General features: G+C 35.9%; 19 protein-coding genes. 14 read left to right on the top strand and 5 right to left on the bottom strand.

Annotated features, from left to right (window positions below; all coding sequences use genetic code 11):
- Nucleotides 1-651: 651 nt before the first annotated feature.
- The gene (gene def, locus PGC35_RS00645; RefSeq protein ID WP_053590157.1) at nt 652-1,209 is read right to left on the bottom strand and encodes a peptide deformylase; all 558 of its coding nucleotides are present in this window, start codon (nt 1,207-1,209) and stop codon (nt 652-654) included.
- Nucleotides 1,210-1,342: 133 nt separating this feature from the next.
- On the opposite strand from def, the gene PGC35_RS00640 reads away from it, so the two are divergent.
- The 6 genes from PGC35_RS00640 (at nt 1,343) to PGC35_RS00615 (ending at nt 8,377) form a co-directional block, all read left to right on the top strand.
- Nucleotides 1,343-1,990, top strand: coding sequence for a YkyA family protein (locus tag PGC35_RS00640; protein WP_275784314.1), 648 nt, complete (start codon nt 1,343-1,345; stop codon nt 1,988-1,990).
- 257 nt (nt 1,991-2,247) lie between these two features.
- Nucleotides 2,248-3,360 (top strand): pyruvate dehydrogenase (acetyl-transferring) E1 component subunit alpha, encoded by a 1,113-nt coding sequence (gene pdhA, locus PGC35_RS00635; RefSeq protein WP_375217800.1) that lies wholly within the window; start codon nt 2,248-2,250, stop codon nt 3,358-3,360.
- Between the two features lie 3 nt (nt 3,361-3,363).
- Entirely contained in the window at nt 3,364-4,341 is a 978-nt protein-coding gene (locus PGC35_RS00630; RefSeq protein WP_375217799.1) for an alpha-ketoacid dehydrogenase subunit beta, read from the top strand.
- 31 nt (nt 4,342-4,372) lie between these two features.
- The gene (locus PGC35_RS00625; protein ID WP_375217798.1) at nt 4,373-5,746 is read left to right on the top strand and encodes a dihydrolipoamide acetyltransferase family protein; all 1,374 of its coding nucleotides are present in this window, start codon (nt 4,373-4,375) and stop codon (nt 5,744-5,746) included.
- Between the two features lie 3 nt (nt 5,747-5,749).
- On the top strand, nt 5,750-7,162 hold the full coding sequence (gene lpdA / locus PGC35_RS00620; protein ID WP_053590152.1) for a dihydrolipoyl dehydrogenase: 1,413 nt from the start codon (nt 5,750-5,752) through the stop codon (nt 7,160-7,162).
- A gap of 429 nt (nt 7,163-7,591) precedes the next feature.
- A complete protein-coding gene (locus tag PGC35_RS00615) occupies nt 7,592-8,377 on the top strand; it encodes an SDR family NAD(P)-dependent oxidoreductase (protein WP_375217797.1) in 786 nt (261 codons plus the stop codon).
- A gap of 46 nt (nt 8,378-8,423) precedes the next feature.
- On the opposite strand, the gene PGC35_RS00610 is transcribed toward PGC35_RS00615, so the two are convergent.
- Nucleotides 8,424-9,050: a TetR/AcrR family transcriptional regulator gene (locus tag PGC35_RS00610; RefSeq protein ID WP_053590150.1), complete on the bottom strand. Its 627-nt coding sequence runs from the start codon at nt 9,048-9,050 to the stop codon at nt 8,424-8,426.
- 104 nt (nt 9,051-9,154) lie between these two features.
- On the opposite strand from PGC35_RS00610, the gene PGC35_RS00605 reads away from it, so the two are divergent.
- From PGC35_RS00605 to PGC35_RS00590, 4 genes are all read left to right on the top strand, one after another.
- On the top strand, nt 9,155-12,202 hold the full coding sequence (locus tag PGC35_RS00605; protein ID WP_375217796.1) for an efflux RND transporter permease subunit: 3,048 nt from the start codon (nt 9,155-9,157) through the stop codon (nt 12,200-12,202).
- An 87-nt stretch (nt 12,203-12,289) separates the two neighbouring features.
- Complete coding sequence (locus PGC35_RS00600; protein WP_375217795.1) at nt 12,290-13,105, top strand: polysaccharide deacetylase family protein; 816 nt, start codon at nt 12,290-12,292, stop codon at nt 13,103-13,105.
- Nucleotides 13,106-13,223: 118 nt separating this feature from the next.
- Complete coding sequence (locus PGC35_RS00595; protein WP_256363910.1) at nt 13,224-13,607, top strand: CidA/LrgA family protein; 384 nt, start codon at nt 13,224-13,226, stop codon at nt 13,605-13,607.
- Nucleotides 13,608-14,282: an LrgB family protein gene (locus tag PGC35_RS00590; protein WP_375217794.1), complete on the top strand. Its 675-nt coding sequence runs from the start codon at nt 13,608-13,610 to the stop codon at nt 14,280-14,282.
- 54 nt (nt 14,283-14,336) lie between these two features.
- On the opposite strand, the gene PGC35_RS00585 is transcribed toward PGC35_RS00590, so the two are convergent.
- Complete coding sequence (locus PGC35_RS00585) at nt 14,337-15,806, bottom strand: aminotransferase class I/II-fold pyridoxal phosphate-dependent enzyme (RefSeq protein ID WP_375217793.1); 1,470 nt, start codon at nt 15,804-15,806, stop codon at nt 14,337-14,339.
- A gap of 202 nt (nt 15,807-16,008) precedes the next feature.
- On the opposite strand from PGC35_RS00585, the gene PGC35_RS00580 reads away from it, so the two are divergent.
- The gene (locus PGC35_RS00580) at nt 16,009-16,968 is read left to right on the top strand and encodes an NAD(P)H-dependent flavin oxidoreductase (protein WP_056827428.1); all 960 of its coding nucleotides are present in this window, start codon (nt 16,009-16,011) and stop codon (nt 16,966-16,968) included.
- 12 nt (nt 16,969-16,980) lie between these two features.
- Nucleotides 16,981-17,250: a UPF0223 family protein gene (locus PGC35_RS00575; RefSeq protein WP_053590144.1), complete on the top strand. Its 270-nt coding sequence runs from the start codon at nt 16,981-16,983 to the stop codon at nt 17,248-17,250.
- A gap of 81 nt (nt 17,251-17,331) precedes the next feature.
- Here the strand turns inward: PGC35_RS00575 and PGC35_RS00570 are convergent, their stop codons facing one another.
- A complete protein-coding gene (locus tag PGC35_RS00570; protein WP_375217792.1) occupies nt 17,332-17,979 on the bottom strand; it encodes a YktB family protein in 648 nt (215 codons plus the stop codon).
- A gap of 158 nt (nt 17,980-18,137) precedes the next feature.
- Here PGC35_RS00570 and PGC35_RS00565 point away from each other — a divergent pair, with 158 nt between their 5' ends.
- A complete protein-coding gene (locus PGC35_RS00565) occupies nt 18,138-18,335 on the top strand; it encodes a hypothetical protein (protein ID WP_375217791.1) in 198 nt (65 codons plus the stop codon).
- 103 nt (nt 18,336-18,438) lie between these two features.
- Nucleotides 18,439-19,230: an inositol monophosphatase family protein gene (locus PGC35_RS00560; protein ID WP_056829058.1), complete on the top strand. Its 792-nt coding sequence runs from the start codon at nt 18,439-18,441 to the stop codon at nt 19,228-19,230.
- Nucleotides 19,231-19,265: 35 nt separating this feature from the next.
- Here the strand turns inward: PGC35_RS00560 and PGC35_RS00555 are convergent, their stop codons facing one another.
- On the bottom strand, nt 19,266-19,451 hold the full coding sequence (locus tag PGC35_RS00555) for a YlaF family protein (protein ID WP_056827425.1): 186 nt from the start codon (nt 19,449-19,451) through the stop codon (nt 19,266-19,268).
- Nucleotides 19,452-19,461 lie beyond the last annotated feature (10 nt).

Here is a 19,461-nt window from a genome sequence, read left to right as displayed (position 1 = left end):
GGCAGAAGAGACAGTAGTTGAAGGACAGGTTTTTCACATACTAGATTTTTATTTCGGGCCCGTTGATTTCCGTTCCAGGCGGACGCGTTCCGCCGGCATGGCTTCAGCCGCTTCCCTCGCGACGCTCAGTCCAGGGTCTTCAGCTCATGCACCTGCCGCTTAGCTTTCGGTGCAGAAAACATTTGCTATTCCGGCTGGAGTCGCCACCTTCCACTCCAATCAACTATTATCCGCTTTTCAATTAAAAAGCCATCACGCTATTAATAGAGTAAGTTTATATCACTTAAATTTTTTCAATTAGTATTTATAGAAAATTGTTGAAAAAGGCGACACTCCTGCGGGGATAGCGTTAGCCGAAGACCCCGCAGTTGAGGGGAAGGCAATCTAAGTTCGCCGCATCCTGCTCCTGCGCAAAGTTCGTCGCAAAAGAACTTTTGCGGCAACGATTGCATGACCAACATCGTGTTGGCCTAGGAGGCTAAGGCAACGCCCGCGGAAAGGGAGCCGTTTCAACAATTTTCTTATTTATAGGACGACATTATTTAGTAAAGTCAAATTCTATATACTTTTTCAGTGCCCTCAGCGTAACTGTAACAACTCTTTTTTGAGTTTTTCAACAGCTAGAGAGGTGCCAAGGAGGCGCTTATTTTATTATCCACGATCATAAGGTGTAGAATCGGGTATTTCTGCATAAGGGTTCATTTTATTAATATGATCATAAAACATAATTCCATTTAAATGATCTAACTCATGTTGGAAAGCAATTGCCGGTAATCCTTTTAAACGTTTTTTAAACGGTTTACCATCTGGATAAAAACCAGTTGCTGTAATTCTTGCATATCTAGGAACATAGCCTTCAATTACTTCATCTACTGACAAGCAGCCCTCGCCTGCAGAAATATAGGTTTTTTCAACTGAATGACTAATAATTTTTGGATTTACGGCAACAAAGCTAACAATATTGTCTTCTTCATCTGTTAAGTGTAATGCAAACATTCTTTTTTCAGCATTCACTTGTGGTGCAGCTATGCCTATTCCTGGTCTTAGCTTATATTTTTCAACCATTTCTTCATCTTGGCTGTTTATAACATATTCTAATAAGTCTGCTGCAAGTTTTTGATCTTCTGCTGATAAAGGGAAAGTCATTTCAGAAGTTTTTTTACGAAGAGTGGGATGACCATCTCTTATAATGTCGTTCATAAGTATCATTTGAATCGTCCTTTCCATATTCATATAGCTATTATATCGAAAAAAGGTCATTAACTAAACAAAAAGAGCCGATTGGTCTGTTGAATTTAAAGGTAAGAACAATTATAGTGTTAAGAATATAGGAGGTTGCTTTATGAAAAAAATGAAATATCTAGTTATTCTATGCTCTATCTTATTTCTGTCTGCATGCTCTTTTGGTCAACAAACAGAAGAAAAGTTATCTAACATCTTAACTGAATTATATGAATCTGAATCTGATTATAGAGCTGTACAATCAGAGTTAATAGCAATCGAAAAAAAAGAGCAAGCTAATTTTCAAAGTATGATGGAATTAACTAAAGACCAAAAAGAAGAGCTTACAAAACAAGTAGGTGAAACTTCTAAACTTTTGGAAGAACGGTTAGTTTTAGTAGAAAAAGAAGCAGCTTCCATTACTAAAGCATCTGAAAAATTGAAACAATTACAAACACTAATATCCGAAACAAAAGATGAATCTGAAAAAGCAAATTTAGAAAAAATGGAAGAAGCATTAAAAAATAGATATGCAGCCTATGATGCTTTAACTGAAGAGTATAATTCTCTTGCTAGCTTGCAAGAAGAATTATATAACTTACTAATTACTGAAGAAGCAGAAGTAAAAACAATTCAAAACAAAGTTGCAGAAGTGAATAAACAGAATGAAGTGGTCAAGAAAGCGGTAGAGAAGTTTAATGAGCTTACTACACAGTTAAACAAAGTGAAGGAAGATATATTTACTTCCTTGCAAGAAGAAAAAAAGTAAACAGTAGGCTATTCTAATGGGAAACATTAGGATAGCCTTTTGTATTATATATAACTGTTACATTAGTAAACTGATATAATACAGACAAAAATAGTTAGTGATACAGTTTGAAAGGTTTTAAATTTTCTTGCAAAAACAAACCCTAGTTTTATATGATTGACCGTAGATTTAAACTTGAGTATACTAAAAATGAAATATTGTTGTATCACTATGTCTTATAAGAAATTTTAATACAGAAGAAAAGGAGAGTTGCTATTATGGCTGCAAAAAAATTACCGCAGTTAGATCCAAAGAAAACGCTTCAAGAGATTGAAGAAAAGTTTGAATTGTTCCAGATTTTAAACGAAGAAGGGACAATCGTTAACGAAGAAGCAAACCCTAACCTATCCGATGAAGAATTAGTAGAGTTAATGAGCCGTATGGTGTATACGAGAATTCTAGATCAACGATCCATCTCTTTAAACCGTCAAGGACGTTTAGGATTTTATGCTCCAACTGCAGGGCAAGAAGCTTCCCAACTAGCTTCCCAATTTGCACTTGAAAAAGAAGATTTTATCTTACCTGGGTACCGAGATGTGCCACAAATCGTATGGCATGGTTTACCATTATGGCAAGCTTTCTTGTTCTCTCGTGGACACTTCATGGGAAATCAAATACCACAAGGTGTAAACGTTTTCCCACCACAAATTATTATTGGTGCGCAATTTATCCAAGCTGCTGGGGTAGCACTTGGAATGCAAAAACGTGGTAAAAAAGCGATTGCCATTACTTATACAGGTGACGGTGGATCTTCACAAGGTGATTTCTATGAAGGAATTAACTTTGCAGGAGCTTTTCGCTCACCGGCAGTATTTATTGTTCAAAATAACCAATATGCTATTTCTACTCCACGTGAATTACAAACAGCAGCAAAAACTATTGCACAAAAAGGTATTGCCGCAGGTATTCCAAGTGTGTTAGTAGATGGAATGGATCCTTTAGCTGTTTATGTAGCGACAAAAGATGCTAGAGAACGTGCGATTAGAGGAGAAGGTCCAACTCTAATTGAAACACTTTGTTACCGTTACGGTCCACACACTATGGCTGGAGATGATCCAACTCGTTACCGTACGTCTGAAACAGATTCTGCTTGGGAAAAGAAAGATCCACTTGTTCGTTTCCGTACATTCTTAGAAGGAAAAGGACTATGGAATGAAGAAAAAGAAGCAGAAGTAATCGAAAAAGCTAAAGAGGAAATTAAAGAAGCTATTAAAAAAGCAGACAGTGCACCAAAACAAAAAGTTACTGATTTAATTAATATTATGTATGAAGAAAACCCATATAACTTAGATGAGCAATTAGCTTACTATACAGAGAAGGAGTCGAAGTAACCGATGGCACAATTGACGATGATTCAAGCAATTACGGACGCACTCCGTACTGAGCTTAAAAATGATGAAAACGTTCTAGTCTTCGGTGAAGACGTAGGCGTTAACGGAGGAGTATTCCGTGCAACTGAAGGTCTACAAAAAGAGTTTGGAGAAGATCGAGTATTTGATACACCTCTAGCAGAGTCTGGGATCGGTGGTCTTGCAGTTGGTCTAGCACTTCAAGGATTCAGACCTGTTCCTGAAATTCAATTCTTTGGATTCGTTTATGAAGTAATGGATTCTATTAGTGGACAACTATCTCGTATGCGTTTCCGTACAGGAGGATCTTTTAATGCCCCTGTTACAATTCGTTCACCATTTGGTGGAGGTGTGCACACACCAGAAATGCATGCAGATAGCTTAGAACTATTAATGACATCTACTCCAGGGGTAAAAGTAGTTATTCCTTCTACACCTTATGATGCAAAAGGATTATTGATTTCGGCTATTCGAGATAATGACCCTGTTATTTATCTAGAGCATATGAAATTGTACCGCTCATTCCGTGGTGAGGTTCCAGAAGAAGAATATACAATTCCACTAGGTAAAGCGGATGTTAAACGTGAAGGTACAGATTTATCAATCATCACTTATGGAGCAATGGTACATGAAAGTATTAAAGCTGCGGAAGAGCTAGAAAAAGAAGGTCACTCTGTAGAAGTTGTAGATTTACGTACAGTTCAACCTCTTGATATTGAAACAATTATTGCTTCTGTTGAAAAAACAGGACGTGCAATAGTCGTTCAAGAAGCTCAAAGACAAGCTGGTATCGCTGCAAACGTAGTTGCTGAAATCACAGAAAGAGCTATTTTAAGCTTAGAAGCGCCTGTGCTAAGAGTTGCTGCTCCTGATACAGTATTTCCATTTTCTCAAGCAGAAACAGTTTGGTTACCTGGAGTAAAGGATATAGTAGAAACAGCTAAAAAAGTCTTAATGTTTTAATAAATAGCATTTAAAAGAAAGGGTGAATACTGTGGCATTTGAATTTCGATTACCGGATATCGGTGAAGGTATACATGAAGGCGAAATCGTTAAATGGTTTGTCAAAGTAGGAGACGAAGTAGCAGAAGATGATATTTTATGCGAAGTCCAAAACGATAAAGCTGTAGTAGAAATTCCTTCTCCTGTAAAAGGGAAAGTTACGGAAGTATTAGTAAGCGAAGGTACAGTTGCAGTCGTTGGAGATGTGCTTATAAGATTAGATGCTCCTGGATATGAGGATCTACATTTTAAAGGGCATGATAACGAAGCGGCAAACGAGAAAACCGAAGCACAAGTACAATCTACAGCTGAGGCTGGTCAATCTATAGATAAAGAAGAAACAAAGGCTCCTGAAAAATCTGAGAAATCAACAGAAACAACAGAAACAACAGAAACAACAGAACAGCCAAGAGTGGATCCAAAAGGTGACAAACGTGTGATTGCAATGCCATCTGTTCGTAAGTTTGCTCGTGATAATGAAGTGAATATTGCAGATGTCTCTGGAACAGGAAAAAATGGACGAATACTAAAAGAGGATATTGAATCATTCTTATCTGGTGATCAGAAATCTGAAGAGGTTTCAAGTAATGTACAAGGGGAAGAAATATCAAAAGAAACAAAAGCAGAAGTAAGAACATCTGCACCAGTTTCTATAGAAGGAGAATTCCCTGAAACTCGCGAGAAAATCTCTGGTATTCGAAAAGCGATCGCTAAAGCAATGGTTCATTCAAAACATACTGCTCCTCATGTAACTTTAATGGATGAGGTGGATGTGACGGAACTTGTTGCTCATCGCAAGAAGTTTAAAGATATTGCAGCGGAAAAAAATATCAAGTTAACTTACTTACCATATGTGGTGAAAGCATTAGTAAGTACTTTACGTGAGTTCCCACAATTAAATACTTCTTATGATGATGAAACAAGTGAAGTAATTCAAAAGCATTACTTTAATATTGGAATTGCAGCTGATACTGAAAAAGGATTGCTTGTTCCAGTCATTAAACATGCGGATAGAAAATCTGTATTTGCTATTTCGGATGAAATTAATTCACTTGCTGGTAAGGCACGTGAAGGAAAACTTTCACCTTCTGAAATGAAAGGTGCTTCCTGCTCTATAACGAATATTGGCTCTGCAGGTGGACAATGGTTTACTCCAGTTATTAACCATCCAGAGGTAGCAATACTTGGAATTGGTCGAATTTCAGAAAAACCTGTAATAAAAAATGGTGAAATTGTAGCTGCTCCTGTGTTAGCATTATCATTGAGCTTTGATCATCGAATGATCGATGGTGCGACTGCTCAACATGCGTTGAACCATATTAAACGTTTGCTAAGCAGTCCAGAATTATTATTAATGGAGGCGTAAAAAATGGTTGTAGGAGATTTTCCGATTGAAACAGATACTTTAGTAATTGGTTCAGGCCCTGGTGGATATGTAGCTGCAATTCGTGCAGCACAAACTGGACAAAAAGTTTTAGTAGTAGAAAAAGAATATATTGGTGGCGTTTGTTTAAACGTTGGTTGTATTCCATCAAAGGCATTAATTTCTGTTGGTCACCGTTTTGAACAAGCAAAACATGCGGACGACATGGGTATTACTGCTACTGATGTGAAAATTGACTTTTCTAAAGCACAAGCTTTCAAAGATAGTGTAGTAAAAAAATTAACAAGCGGTGTTTCTGGGTTATTAAAAGGTAACAATATCGAAGTAGTAATGGGTGAAGCATATTTTGTAGACGCTAACACTGTTCGTGTTATGGACGAAAAATCTGCTCAAACGTATACATTTAAAAATGCGATTATTGCTACTGGTTCTCGCCCAGTTGAAATCCCAACATTCAAATATTCAAAACGCGTACTTAACTCAACTGGTGCTTTAAGTTTACCTGAGATTCCAGAGAACTTAGTTGTAATTGGTGGAGGATATATTGGTACCGAATTAGGTTCTGCATATGCTAACCTAGGTTCAAAAGTAACAATTATTGAAGGCGGCGATGACATTTTAGCTGGCTTCGAAAAGCAAATGACAACAATCGTTAAAAAAGGCCTTAAGAAAAAAGGTGTCGAGATTTCAGTTAAAGCTTCTGCTAAAGGTGTAGAAGAAACTGAAAATGGTGTTGTTGTAACTTATGAAGCAGGCGGAGAAGAGAAAAAAGTCGAAGCTGATTATGTATTAGTAACAGTAGGTCGTCGTCCTAATACAGACGAAATGGGTCTAGAAGAAATTGGCATTAAGTTCGGTGAACGCGGATTACTAGAAGTAGATAAACAATGCCGTACTAGCATTAGTAATATCTATGCAATCGGTGATATCGTAGCAGGACCTCAACTTGCACACAAAGCTTCTTACGAAGGTAAAGTAGCTGCTGAGGCTATTGCTGGTCAATCATCTGTTGTAGATTATTTAGCGATTCCTGCAGTTTGCTTTACAGATCCAGAAATGGCTACAGTAGGTTTAAACGAGGCGCAAGCTAAAGAACAAGGATATGATGTAGCTGCTGGGAAATTCCCATTCGGTGCGAATGGTCGTGCACTTGCACTCAATGCTGCAGAAGGTTTCGTAAAACTTGTTTCTCGTAAAGAAGATGGATTACTTCTTGGAGCTCAAATTGTAGGTCAAGGAGCTTCTGATATGATTGCTGAGCTAGGTTTAGCTATTGAGGCTGGAATGACGGTTGAAGATATCGCAATGACTATTCACGCACATCCAACATTAGGTGAAATAGCAATGGAAGCTGCTGAAGTTGTTATGGGTCACCCAATTCATATCATTTCAAAATAATTTATTTCGGAACCACTCAAAGCAACCTTGCTTTGAGTGGTTTTTTCATGTTAGTTGAAATGTATATGATCACTCTTTTTATCATTATTGTATTAGGGTTGCTTTGAACATTACGTTTATTTCCGTGAAGGTTGTAAATATTAAACAGTCACCAAAACATAGAGTAGAAGGGACCTCACAATAGGAAAGCATAGAATCTATTTTTTAGTATCCTATCAACGAGTCTACAAAAGTTTCAAATGGACAAAAGATCCTAATCTCTTAAAAGAAAAGTCTGACCTAAACACTTAGGAAACGATTGAAAGAAGAATAGCTTTTAAAGGGAGCAAGCATTTTCTTATATGATATTATAGTAGTAATTTTCAAACAAATTATTAAAAGGATGTTACTATGGTAGAAGAAATGTAATAAAAATAAGGAGATGATTTTATGGATTTAGGATTAACAGGTAAAGTAGCAATTGTTACTGGATCTAGTAAGGGCATTGGACTACATACAGCTTTACAATTAGTGAAAGAAGGAGCAAAAGTGACTCTTTGTGCACGAGGTGAAGAAAGTTTACAAGAAGCTGCCGATTTCATCCAGCAAGTAACTGGAGAAGAGGTTTTGGTTGTTCCTGCTGACATTACAAAAGAAGAACAATGCAAGAACATCATTCAGAAAACAGTGGATCATTACGGTCGTCTTGATATTCTTATTAATAATGCGGGTACTTCTTCAGCAAATGCTTTTGAATCTGTTGAAACTGCATTATGGCAAACAGATTTGGATTTAAAGCTATTTGGTGCCATTCACACATCTAAAGCAGCGATTCCATTTATGCGTGAAGTAGGTGGAGGGGCTATTGTGAATGTAACAGCCGTATTAGGAAAAACTCCTCCTGCATCTTCTCTACCAACAACTGTTAGCCGTGCTGCTGGTATGGCATTAACAAAAGCAATGAGCAAAGATTTAGGAAAAGATAATATTCGTGTAAACACAGTATGCATCGGATTAATAAGAAGTGAGCAAATTGAGAAGCGTTGGAAAAATGAAGCACCAGATTTAAGTTGGGATGAATATTCCAAAAGTGTTGTAGGACCTACTATTCCTCTTCAGAGAATTGGGGATACATCTGAGGCTGCTAATGTCATCACTTTTTTAGTATCTGATGCAGCATCGTATGTAACTGGAACTTCAGTCAACATTGATGGTGGATCTGGTGCAGCTATGTAATTGTTATTTGCAAAATAAAACTACTTGTCAGATGAAAAGTTCATCTTCAAGTAGTTTTTTTATAGCAAATGTTTAATAACAAATCTTCTTCTAAAAAAGGGTTTGTTAACCCTAATACTATTGAATCAATTCGATGTAGAAGAAAGTTTGACAATTTTTTCAAATTAAAATTTTGATTAGATAAGACAATTAATTCAATATAGCCTTTAATAATTCCTTTTATTATGACGGTCATATCAGCAACGTGCTTATTGATGTCTTCTCCATAGACTTCAATTAATAGTGTATTCAATGCGTTATTAAGTTGGTGATCCATCTTTTGCATAAGGACAAACAATTCGGTCTCATCTGGTTTAGTTTGTTCTCTTAAGAGCATCAAGATGAAGTCAGAGTATTGTTCAATTTCTTCAAATTGGATACATAAAAAAAGTTCTAGTTTATCTTTCGGTGATATTTCCATTTCAAAAACGCTTGAGATCTTTTGAATTGCTCTATCAATAAAAATTTCAAAGATGCTAAAAAGTAAACTTTCTTTTGATTTAAAGTGTAAATAGAATGCACCTTTTGAAATACCGCAAGCTTCTGTAATTTCTTGAACAGAAGTAGACTCAAAACCGTTTTTAGCAAAGAGCTCTACCGCTTTTTCAATTATTAAAACTTTTTTGTCAGGCAAATGAACCCCTACTTCCTTATTAGTTGACGAATGACCGACTGGTCAATTACTATTATAAAGTAATGTGACTGACTGGTCAAAATATATCTATACGGGGGAAAATAATGAATTCCATCATTAACTTTGTTATGAAAAATAAACTTGCGGTATTGTTATTAACGTTAATCATTACGGCGACAGGTATTTATGCAGGAACACAAATGAAACTTGAAACTATTCCTGATATTACAATTCCAGTAGTAACCGTTACTACTGTTTACCCTGGCGCAACACCAGAACAAGTGGCAAAAGATGTATCAGAGCCATTTGAAAAAGCAGTAAGTAATTTATCAGGTGTTAAAACGGTAAGTTCCACTTCGTATCAAAATGCATCATCCCTACAAATTGAATATGAGTACGGAATTGATATGAAAGAAGCGGAAGCGGAAGTAAAAGAAGCATTAACTAATGCAAAAGTACCCGAAAATGTTCAAGATCCTTCGGTTGCTAGAATTAGTATAAATGCATTTCCTATTATCGCTTTAAGTGTTTCTAATAGTGAAAAAGATTTAGAGGCACTTACAGATGACGTAGAAAATATTATAGTTCCACAAATTGAAGGTATTGAAGGTGTTTCTTCTGCTGCTGTTTCAGGTCAACAAGTAGAAGAAGTAAGTTTAGTTTTCGACCAAGAGAAATTGGCTCAACTTGGACTTGATGAAGCTACAGTTAAAGGAATTGTGCAAGGTACTAACATAACGATGCCTTTAGGATTATTCCAATTTGAAAAAGAAGAACAATCGGTTGTAGTTGATGGAAAGGTAGCTACATTAGAAGACTTAGAAAATCTAAAAATTCCAGTAGTTAGTCCTACAGGAATGTCTACAGTAACCTTACAAGAAATAGCTAAAATCGAATTTATAGGAAAAGCAGAATCTATCTCACGTACAAATGGGCAAGAAGCAATTGCCATTCAAATAGTAAAAGCGCAAGAAGCAAATACCGTTGAGGTAGCAAACGCTGTAAAAGATATGATTCCTGAGTTAAAAAAAGATTTTGATGGCATAGATGTTCAAATAACATTAGATCAAGGTGAACCAATAGAGGCTTCAGTAGAAACAATGGTCAGCAAAGCATTATTTGGAGCATTATTTGCAATAATTGTCATCCTATTGTTCTTAAGAAACTTTAAGTCTACAATTATCTCGATTATTTCCATTCCATTGTCTATATTAATTGCGTTTATATTATTAAACCAAATGGATATTACATTAAATATGATGACACTCGGAGCAATGACAGTTGCTATTGCTCGTGTAATTGATGATTCAATCGTAGTTGTAGAAAATATTTTCAGACGAATGAACCTTCCTGGAGAAAAACTAAGAGGGAAAGATTTAATTCGTGAAGCAACAAAAGAGATGTTTATTCCAATAACATCCTCAACTTTAGTAACAATAGCGGTATTCCTACCACTTGGGTTAGTTAGTGGTATGGTAGGGGAATTATTTTTACCATTTGCATTAACAATGGTATTTGCATTGCTTGCTTCCTTATTGGTGGCAATTACAATTGTTCCAATGCTAGCTCATACATTATTTAGAAAGAATATGGAAAATGGAAAGATGGCTCATAAAGAGTCGCAAGGTAAGCTTGCAGCCGGATATAAAAAAATATTGAATGGTGCATTAAATCATAAGCTGATTACATCCATTGCAGCGGTTGCAGTTCTAGTAGCAAGTTTATTCCTAATACCAGTAGTGGGAGTAAGTTTCTTACCTGAAGAAGAGCAAAAGATGATGTATGTAACTTATACGCCTGATGCTGGGGAAACTGCTAATGATATTAGTGCGAGTGTAGAACAAGTAGAAAATTATTTCCTAGATAAAGATCAAGTAGATATTGTTCAAGTATCTATCGGTGGCGCAAATCCAATGGCTCCAGGAGCTAGTAATGGTTCTTTGATGTTCGTTACATTCGACCCAGAAACGGAAGAATTTGCAAAAGTAAAAGAGAATGTAATGAAAGAAATTGAGGAATTTGAGGTTAAAGGAGAATGGAAATCTCAAGATTTCTCAACTAGTGGATCGAGTAATCAAATTAGTTATTTTGTATACGGTAAAAACAAAGAGGCTATTCAACCAGTAGTAGAAGATATCGCAGCTATTATGGAAGACGAGAAAGACTTAAAAGATGTAGATACAAGTTTATCAAAATCATACACTGAGTATACTTTTGTTGTTGATAAAGAAAAGTTAACGCAATATGGTTTAACGACAGCGCAAATTGGAATGAAGTTAAACCCAAATGTCCAACGAGAAGTATTAACAACCATTACAAAAGATGAACAAACAGTGGATGTATACATTGATCAACAAAAGGAAAAACAGACTTCGTTGGAAGATTTATTAGACGAAACAGTTGCGACTCCAGTTGGAATTGAGGTGCCTATTTCTGAACTTGTTCAAGTGAAAGAAGGAACAAGTGCAGATACTGTAAATCGCCGTGAAGGAAAAGTTTTCGCGAGTGTATCAGGAACATTAACTGCTAAGGATGTAGCTAAAACATCTCAAGATATTCAAGCAGAAATTGACAAATTAGATGTACCGGCAGGAGTAGAAATTAATACTTCTGGAGTTACAGAAGACATTACAGAAGCGTTTACACAGTTAGGATTGGCGATGCTAGCGGCAATTGCTATCGTCTACTTAATTTTAGTCATCACATTTGGTGGAGGGCTTGCTCCGTTTGCAATTCTATTCTCTCTTCCATTTACGATTATTGGTGCATTAGTAGGATTAGCTATTGCGGGAGAAACATTAAGTGTGTCTGCAATGTTAGGGTTGCTAATGTTAATAGGTATTGTTGTAACAAATGCCATAGTATTGATCGACCGTGTTATTCATAAAGAAAATGAAGGCCACCCTACAAGAGAAGCTATTTTAGAAGCTGGAGCGACAAGATTACGCCCTATTCTAATGACTGCTCTTGCAACTATAGGAGCTTTAATTCCACTTGCAATAGGAGCAGAAGGTAGCGGACTTATTTCAAAAGGTCTAGGAGTTACGGTTATAGGTGGTTTAACAAGTTCGACTTTACTTACTCTAATTTTTGTACCAATGGTATATGAGTTTTTTGCAAAATTTAGAAGAAAGAAAGGTTTAAATAGCTAAATAGTTTGAAGGATGTTGTGTGGAAATACTCTACACAACATCCTTTTTTTAGTGGTAAAATACATATGGAAGGGCAGGGTGATCATATTGAAACTTACAAAATGGGTAATACTTGCAGCATTGATTCTTGTACTTTCAGCTTGTAGAGCAGAAAAGGAAGAACCGACAGTAAAAAAAGAAAGCGAAGAAAAGATTGAAGTAACAGCTGACGAAGAGACTGTACAAGATACAGAAAAACAAGAAGAGGAACCTGTAGAAGAGGTACCGGAAATACTTTATGAATTAAACGAAGCAAACTGGACATTGAAACCTATTGGAGCCGCTAATCCGAAGGCTGTTTTATTAACAATTGATGATGCACCAGATAAAAATGCTTTAGAAATGGCGAAAATATTGAAAGAATTGAATGCGCCTGCCATCTTTTTTGTTAATGGACATTTTATTGAAACAGAGGAAGAAAAAGCTAATTTAAAAGCGATTTATGATATGGGCTTTTCTATAGGTAATCACACGCAGACACATGTAAATTTAAAAAATAGCTCAGAGGAAGAGCAAAGAGAAGAAATAATTAGAGTAAATGAGACAGTGGAGGCAGTAACTGGAGAGAAGCCTAAATTTTTCAGAGCTCCTTTTGGTGTTAATACAGATTACAGTAGATCCTTGGTCCAAAGTGAAGGTATGCTACTCATGAACTGGACGTATGGCTATGACTGGGAAAAACAATATATGGATGCAGATAGCCTTACAGAAATCATGTTGAATACAGAATATTTGACTGATGGTGCAAACTTGTTGATGCATGATCGTTCATGGACAGCAGGTGCGTTGCCTAGTATTGTGGAAGGTTTTAGAGCAAAAGGTTATGACCTGATTGACCCACATTCTATTAAAGGAATCGAATAAAAATCTTTAAAACATTTGGGTGATACATATATTCTCCCAGATGTTTTTTTGTTCTAATAGACCGATGGAACGTAAAGGAGTAAAATATTGCATATTACTAATTGTTAGGAGCTTTAAATTGATATATATATTTAAATACTTACGAGTTGTATTTCAAATTCTTATCTTATATATGTTTTCTTTTTTAGGAACAGTTATTGTACAGTCATTACATATTAAGTTTCCAGGTAGTATTATAGGTTTGATATTACTGTTTGCCGGTTTATATTTTAAACTAATACCAATTTCATTAATAAAAGATGGAGCTGGTTTTTTACTTAGTGTATTGACCTTATTTTTTGTACCAGCCACAGTTGGTGTAATGAATTATCCAGAACTTTTGTCTTTCCAAGGTTTGTTGCTTATATTATCTGTTATTATAAGTACTATTATTACGATAATCATTTCTGGAAGAGTAGGGCAATACTTGGAGACTAAGCAAGCAGTAAAGGAGGAAGAGTAAATGGATGTAATCGCCATAATATTGGGCACTATATTAATCTATTACCTTATGACTAAGATATATATGCGTTTTTCATCTCCTTTTTTATTCCCGGTGTTAACAACTACGATTATATTAATTATTCTATTAAGCTCTCTTTCCATTCCTTATGAACAATATATGCATGGAGCTAAGTGGATAGATGCGATGTTAGGTCCAGCTGTTGTAAGTCTTGCATATCCACTATATATGCAAAGAGGCATTATAAAAAAATATAAGTTCCCTATAATGACTAGTATTATTGTGGCCATGTTTTCAGGACTTATTAGTATAATATTATTTGCAAAATTATTAAGATTAGACGATGAATTAATACTTTCATTGCTATCGAAATCGATTACAACTCCTGTAGCTATGCAAATAAGTCAATCAATAGATGGAAATCCAGCTTTGACTGCTGTATTCGTAATAGTTGCAGGATTAACAGGTTCGTTATTAGGACCTTTTATCTTTAAAATTTGTCATATAGAAAAAGCGATTAGTAGAGGAGTCGCTATAGGCGGTGCTTCACACGGATTTGGTGTGGCTAAACTATCAGAATACGGGGAACAGGTCTTGTCGATGGGTTCCGTATCAATGACGCTAAGTGCGGTGTTAGGTGCTTTTATATGTCCACTATTTGCTTTAATCATATAAAAAACAGTCTTGCCAACGAGATCTTATTGCTCAGGCAAGACTGTTTTATTTTGTTTATTTTATTGCTTGTTGTTCTCTAATCACATGAATCATCTCTAACGTATCATCTTCGGGGCCTTGTACAGGTAGCCCTGCTTCTATGTTCATTTGAATATAATCGATATTCCCTTGCGTAATTATTTCCCCGGGAATAAAAATAGGAATTCCAGGTGGATAAACCATTACGAACTCTGCAGAAATCCGCCCACTTGCTTTAACTAAAGGGATGGATTCCGTTTTCGCATAAAAAGCATCGCGTGGGGACATCGCTAAACCTGGTATATCTGGTAAAGAAACCGATGGCTCCACAATAACAGCTTCAGATTCAAATGCCGCTACCATTCTAGTGAGTGCATTGACTAAGATGTTTGCTTCTTTCTTCGTATCTCCAATAGTAAATAAGCATAGAATATTATATAAATCGGAAAGTTCAACTTCTATATTTGCATTTTCTCTTAACCAAGATTCTGCAGCATAACCAGTTATACCTAAGTTTTTTACACTTATTAATAATTTTGTTGGATCCATATCAAAGGTAGCAGAAGTTTGTAAAATTTCTTCTCCTGCACAATGCAAATGTGGTATTACATTAATCCGCTTACGTGTATCTTTAGCAAGCCTTATGACCTCTCCTATTAAATCCTCCCCATGAATTGCTAATTGGCGTCTAGCAGTGTCTAATGACGCTAGAAGTGGATAGGAAGTCGAAGTTGTCGTAAGCATTGAAATAATGGATTGTACTCGTTTTGCTGAAACTAAACCTTCTCTTACGTTTAACACAGAGCTTTGTGTCATCGAACCGCCCAATTTGTGTACAGATGTAGCTGCCATATCTGCTCCTGCTTGCATAGCTGAAATTGGTAAGGAAGGATGGAAATGAATATGGACACCATGTGCCTCATCTACAACTACAGGAATCCCATGTTTATGTGAGATGTCTACAATTTGTTTTAAGTTAGCCGCAAATCCGAAATAAGTTGGATTAATAACAAGTAAACCTTTTGCATCCGGGTGTTCTTGTAGCGCTTTTTCAACAGATTCAGCAGATATCCCATGAGAAATTCCTAACACTTTATCAACTTCTGGATGGATAAAAATAGGTATTGCTCCTGCAAAAACGATTGCTGACATAATAGATTTATGAACATTTCGTGGGACTAGTAATTTATCTCCAGGACCACAAATAGTAAGAATCATCGTCATAATGGCACCACTCGTACCTTGGACAGAGAAAAATGTATGATCTGCTCCGAAGGCTTCAGCAGCCAAATGTTGTGCTTTTTTTATAGCACCTTTAGGAGAGTGTAAGTCATCTAAAGGAGCGATATTGATTAAATCTATGGAAAGTACATTATCTCCAACAAACTCTCGAAATGCAGGATCCATCCCTTTCCCTTTTTTATGCCCAGGAATATGAAACTGGATAGGATGACGGTTACGATGCTTCAATAATGCATCGAACAAAGGAGTTTCTAATTGTGACAACGCTCATACCACCTCTAATATTATTTTTTGTCTAGTTTAATGACATTAATTACTACAAATTTTGACATAATCCAACAACTTCAAACACTTTTTTTAAAACAAATGAATTATAGCACTTCGCTAATTCTATTTCTATAAAAATATTTGTGAATTGATTCAAGTGATTAATTATTTTACACTTAAAATCAAGGGAGGGAATAGGATGAATTTTCAAACAAATGTAACAGATCTACTAGGGATAGAATATCCAATTATTCAAGGTGGACTTGCCTACTTGGCATATTCGGACTTATGTGCGGCAGTATCAAATGCAGGTGGACTCGGTCAAGTGACGGCAATGAGCTTAAAAACACCAGAAGAATTAAGAGAGGAAATTAAAAAAGTAAGAGAGTTGACAGATAAACCATTTGGAGTAAATTTTGCTATTGGACAAACAGGACGACCTTATGAACATATGCTGCAAGTGGCAATTGATGAAAACGTTCCTGTTATTTCAATGACTGGTGGAAATCCAGCTCCAATATTAGAGGCTTTGGAAAAAACGTCCATTAAAAAATTAGTATTGGTAGCGGCAAAAAGACAAGCACAAAAAGCGGAGCAGCTTGGTGCTGATGCAGTAATGGTAGTCGGACAAGAAGGTGGGGGGCACCTTGGAAGAGATGATATAGGTTCTATGGTACTAATCCCACAGGTTGTAGACGCAGTATCGATTCCGGTAATAGCATCTGGTGGAATAGCAGACGGACGAGGTTGGATGGCAGCACATGCATTAGGGGCTGAGGGAATCGAAATGGGTACTCGTTTCATCGCTACTAAGGAGTGTGTACATGCATCTCCTGCATATAAAAATGCCATATTAGAAAGTGGAGAAACAGACACAGTAGTTATTAAAAGGTCGATCGGAGCTCCAGCTAGAGCGCTAAAAGGTAGTTGGACCCAAACGATTCTGAGTATTGAAAAGGAAAATCCGACATATGATGCTTTAAAGGACTATATTAGTGGTGAGGCAAACAAACAATTCATTTATGAAGGTAACGCTGAAAAAGGATTTGGATGGGCTGGTCAAGGGGTCGGATTGATAAATAACATCCCTTCTGTACAAGAATTATTTCAACAAATGGTTTCAGATGCTACAGAAATAAGGAAAAAATGGTCATTATAGGAGGTTGAGGAAATGGAATATACATATCCATTCTCCATTGACTGGTCGACAGAAGAAATAGTTGATGTCGTTCAGTTTTTCGAGGCAATTGAAAAAGCTTATGAAAAGGGTATAAAACGAGAGGAATTATTGAAAAAGTATCGTCGTTTTAAAGAAATAGTCCCTTCTATTGCAGAAGAAAAAACGTATTTTCGTGATTTTGAAAAAGAAAGTGGATATGCAAGTTATCCCATCATAAAACAAATGAAAGAAAAAGATGATAGCACCATTATAAAAGGTTAATGTAAACAGACTTTATGTAAAATGTTTTCTATCCAGTTAAAAATAAACAAGCCCCTTTAAAAAAGGGGCTAATTTATCAAATTATTTAGTAGCGCGTGCTACTTTCATATTTGTCATTGCTTTATAAATAGGTAAAAGCTGCTCAAAAGTATCTTCCACTATTCGCAAAAATTCTTCTTCCGTTAGTTTAACTGCTTCTTCCCTAGGGATATGTCTACCCACTAGAAACTCTCCTTTTTTTACATCACGAAGGCGAGTCAATAATTGCTCAAGTTCTGTTTTCTTGGCTTCCTTTAAAGGTATAGCATCCTGCTTCATATGATCTCCCGATACAATAAAATCCTTAGGAAGTTTATTGAACAACGCTTTTTTCTTTAATAAGCGTTCGGCAATAGCAACTTTATCTGGGGCTTCATAAATAACAGCCACAATAATAAATAAATGGCTTCCCCAAAGTCCTATTTGAAAATGAGGTAAAGCTTTATATCCTCGTTTATAAGGAGAAAATGCTACCCAACTGTCCTTTGGAGGGTTGACGGAACGCCTTGCATGTTTTGCAACATGGGCAAAATATTCATCACCAAGAACACCAGAAAAATAGAGGCTATAACGTTCACCTAATAATTCAAACTTTGGTCTTATATTTGAGATGAGTGCTTCCATTCTATTTTCTAACCCATCTATTTGAAATACATTAAAATCTTTACTTTCCCAAAATTGATTGCTCATTTTAAAACTCCTTTCAATTCCTATGTTTATTTTATAGCAAATATGGGTAAAAATCTTGTAAGTAGGATTTTAAAGTTGCCAATAATTTATAGCTAGCATAAATTATTAAAAAAGTTCCGAATATTACGAAACAACTCAAAAGAGAAGGGGTGTTAGTTATGAGACAGGTTGTTCACATTATTCGTAAAAATGACTTGGAAAAAGAAAAAATTCAAACTTTGAAATTGGAATTGGATTATGAATTGGCGACTCTTTTTGATGCCATGACAGATGAGAGTGAAGAAGACATTAATAAGTCAAAGGAAAGACTTAAAGAAATACATCAACAGTTAGGAGAACTTAATGCGCTCAACTGATGATATAATTTCGGATACCAGATAAAAAACACCTGCTATTTAAAAGACAGCCGGTGTTTTTTTCTTTATACTGAATAGTAGATGGGAAGAAAGGGTGGGAGCAGTGGATATACATAAGTTAGATAAATATGCTAAGTCGCTCATTAAAGAAGCTGCGGGTAGAATACAAGCATCTTTTACTACTGAGCTTATTATTGAAACAAAATCCGAAGCAAACGATTTGGTTACAAATATTGATAAAGAAACGGAACAATTTTTTATAAGCCATATAAAAAAGGATTTTCCTGAACATCGAATCTTTGGAGAAGAAGGATTTGGTGACGATATTCAAGATTTAAATGGGTATGTCTGGATGTTGGATCCAATAGATGGAACAATGAATTTTATTCATCAAAAAAAGAACTTTGCTATTTCACTAGGTATTTATAAGGATGGAGTAGGGCTACTTGGCTATATTTATAATGTGATGGAAGATGATTTAATATCTGCATCGCTTGGTGAAGGAGCATATTATAATGATTTACGAATACCAAACGTTGAGAAAGCAAGGATTGAACAATCCATTATTGGAATTAATGCCAGTTGGGTAGTACCAAATAAATACATTGAACATGATGGTATGATTAAGCTTTTACAAACAGTACGTGGAACTAGATCTTACGGGTCAGCTGCATTGGAAATAGCCTATGTTGTAACTGGAAAACTGGATGCCTATATGTCGATGCGGCTATCACCATGGGATATAGCAGGTGGAATGGTCGTTGCAAAAGAGGTGGGGGCGATTGTTACGGATCTGGCAGATAAACCAATAAATTTATTGACACAAAATACTTTTTTGATTGCAAAGCCGGGTCTTCATAAGGAATTAGTAACAAATTATATAAAATTAAAATAAAAATCGTCGGCAAGAAAACTCTTGTCGACGATTTATTATAGTAGACCTTGATCTCTCATTTTTTTCTTTGTTTTAAAACCATATCCCATAACCACGCAAAGTAAGACAAGTCCTAGTATTACTAATGGGATACTTCTAAGTGCAATCGCAATTCCAACAAAAGCCATAGATAATATTGCACCAAGAGAAAATAGAACAAAAATCCATTTAATGTTGCCCAAAATGATTACC

Origin of the sequence: Psychrobacillus sp. PGGUH221, from assembly GCF_042055255.1 — a bacterium.
In the GTDB taxonomy this organism is placed as follows: Bacteria; Bacillota; Bacilli; order Bacillales_A; family Planococcaceae; genus Psychrobacillus.
Note: the sequence above shows the minus strand (reverse complement) of the source record. Positions and strands in the feature narration are given on the sequence as shown.

Bases quoted from the DNA above. Each gene is read 5' to 3' on its own strand.
- PGC35_RS00615 (WP_375217797.1), top strand. From the start codon at position 7,592: ATGGATTTAGGATTAACAGGTAAAGTAGCAATTGTTACTGGATCTAGT.
- pdhA (WP_375217800.1), top strand. From the start codon at position 2,248: ATGGCTGCAAAAAAATTACCGCAGTTAGATCCAAAGAAAACGCTTCAA.
- PGC35_RS00605 (WP_375217796.1), top strand. From the start codon at position 9,155: ATGAATTCCATCATTAACTTTGTTATGAAAAATAAACTTGCGGTATTG.
- PGC35_RS00640 (WP_275784314.1), top strand. From the start codon at position 1,343: ATGAAAAAAATGAAATATCTAGTTATTCTATGCTCTATCTTATTTCTG.
- PGC35_RS00580 (WP_056827428.1), top strand. From the start codon at position 16,009: ATGAATTTTCAAACAAATGTAACAGATCTACTAGGGATAGAATATCCA.
- PGC35_RS00575 (WP_053590144.1), top strand. From the start codon at position 16,981: ATGGAATATACATATCCATTCTCCATTGACTGGTCGACAGAAGAAATA.
- PGC35_RS00565 (WP_375217791.1), top strand. From the start codon at position 18,138: ATGAGACAGGTTGTTCACATTATTCGTAAAAATGACTTGGAAAAAGAA.
- PGC35_RS00630 (WP_375217799.1), top strand. From the start codon at position 3,364: ATGGCACAATTGACGATGATTCAAGCAATTACGGACGCACTCCGTACT.
- PGC35_RS00590 (WP_375217794.1), top strand. From the start codon at position 13,608: ATGGATGTAATCGCCATAATATTGGGCACTATATTAATCTATTACCTT.
- def (WP_053590157.1), bottom strand. From the start codon at position 1,209: ATGATACTTATGAACGACATTATAAGAGATGGTCATCCCACTCTTCGT.
- lpdA (WP_053590152.1), top strand. From the start codon at position 5,750: ATGGTTGTAGGAGATTTTCCGATTGAAACAGATACTTTAGTAATTGGT.
- PGC35_RS00570 (WP_375217792.1), bottom strand. From the start codon at position 17,979: ATGAGCAATCAATTTTGGGAAAGTAAAGATTTTAATGTATTTCAAATA.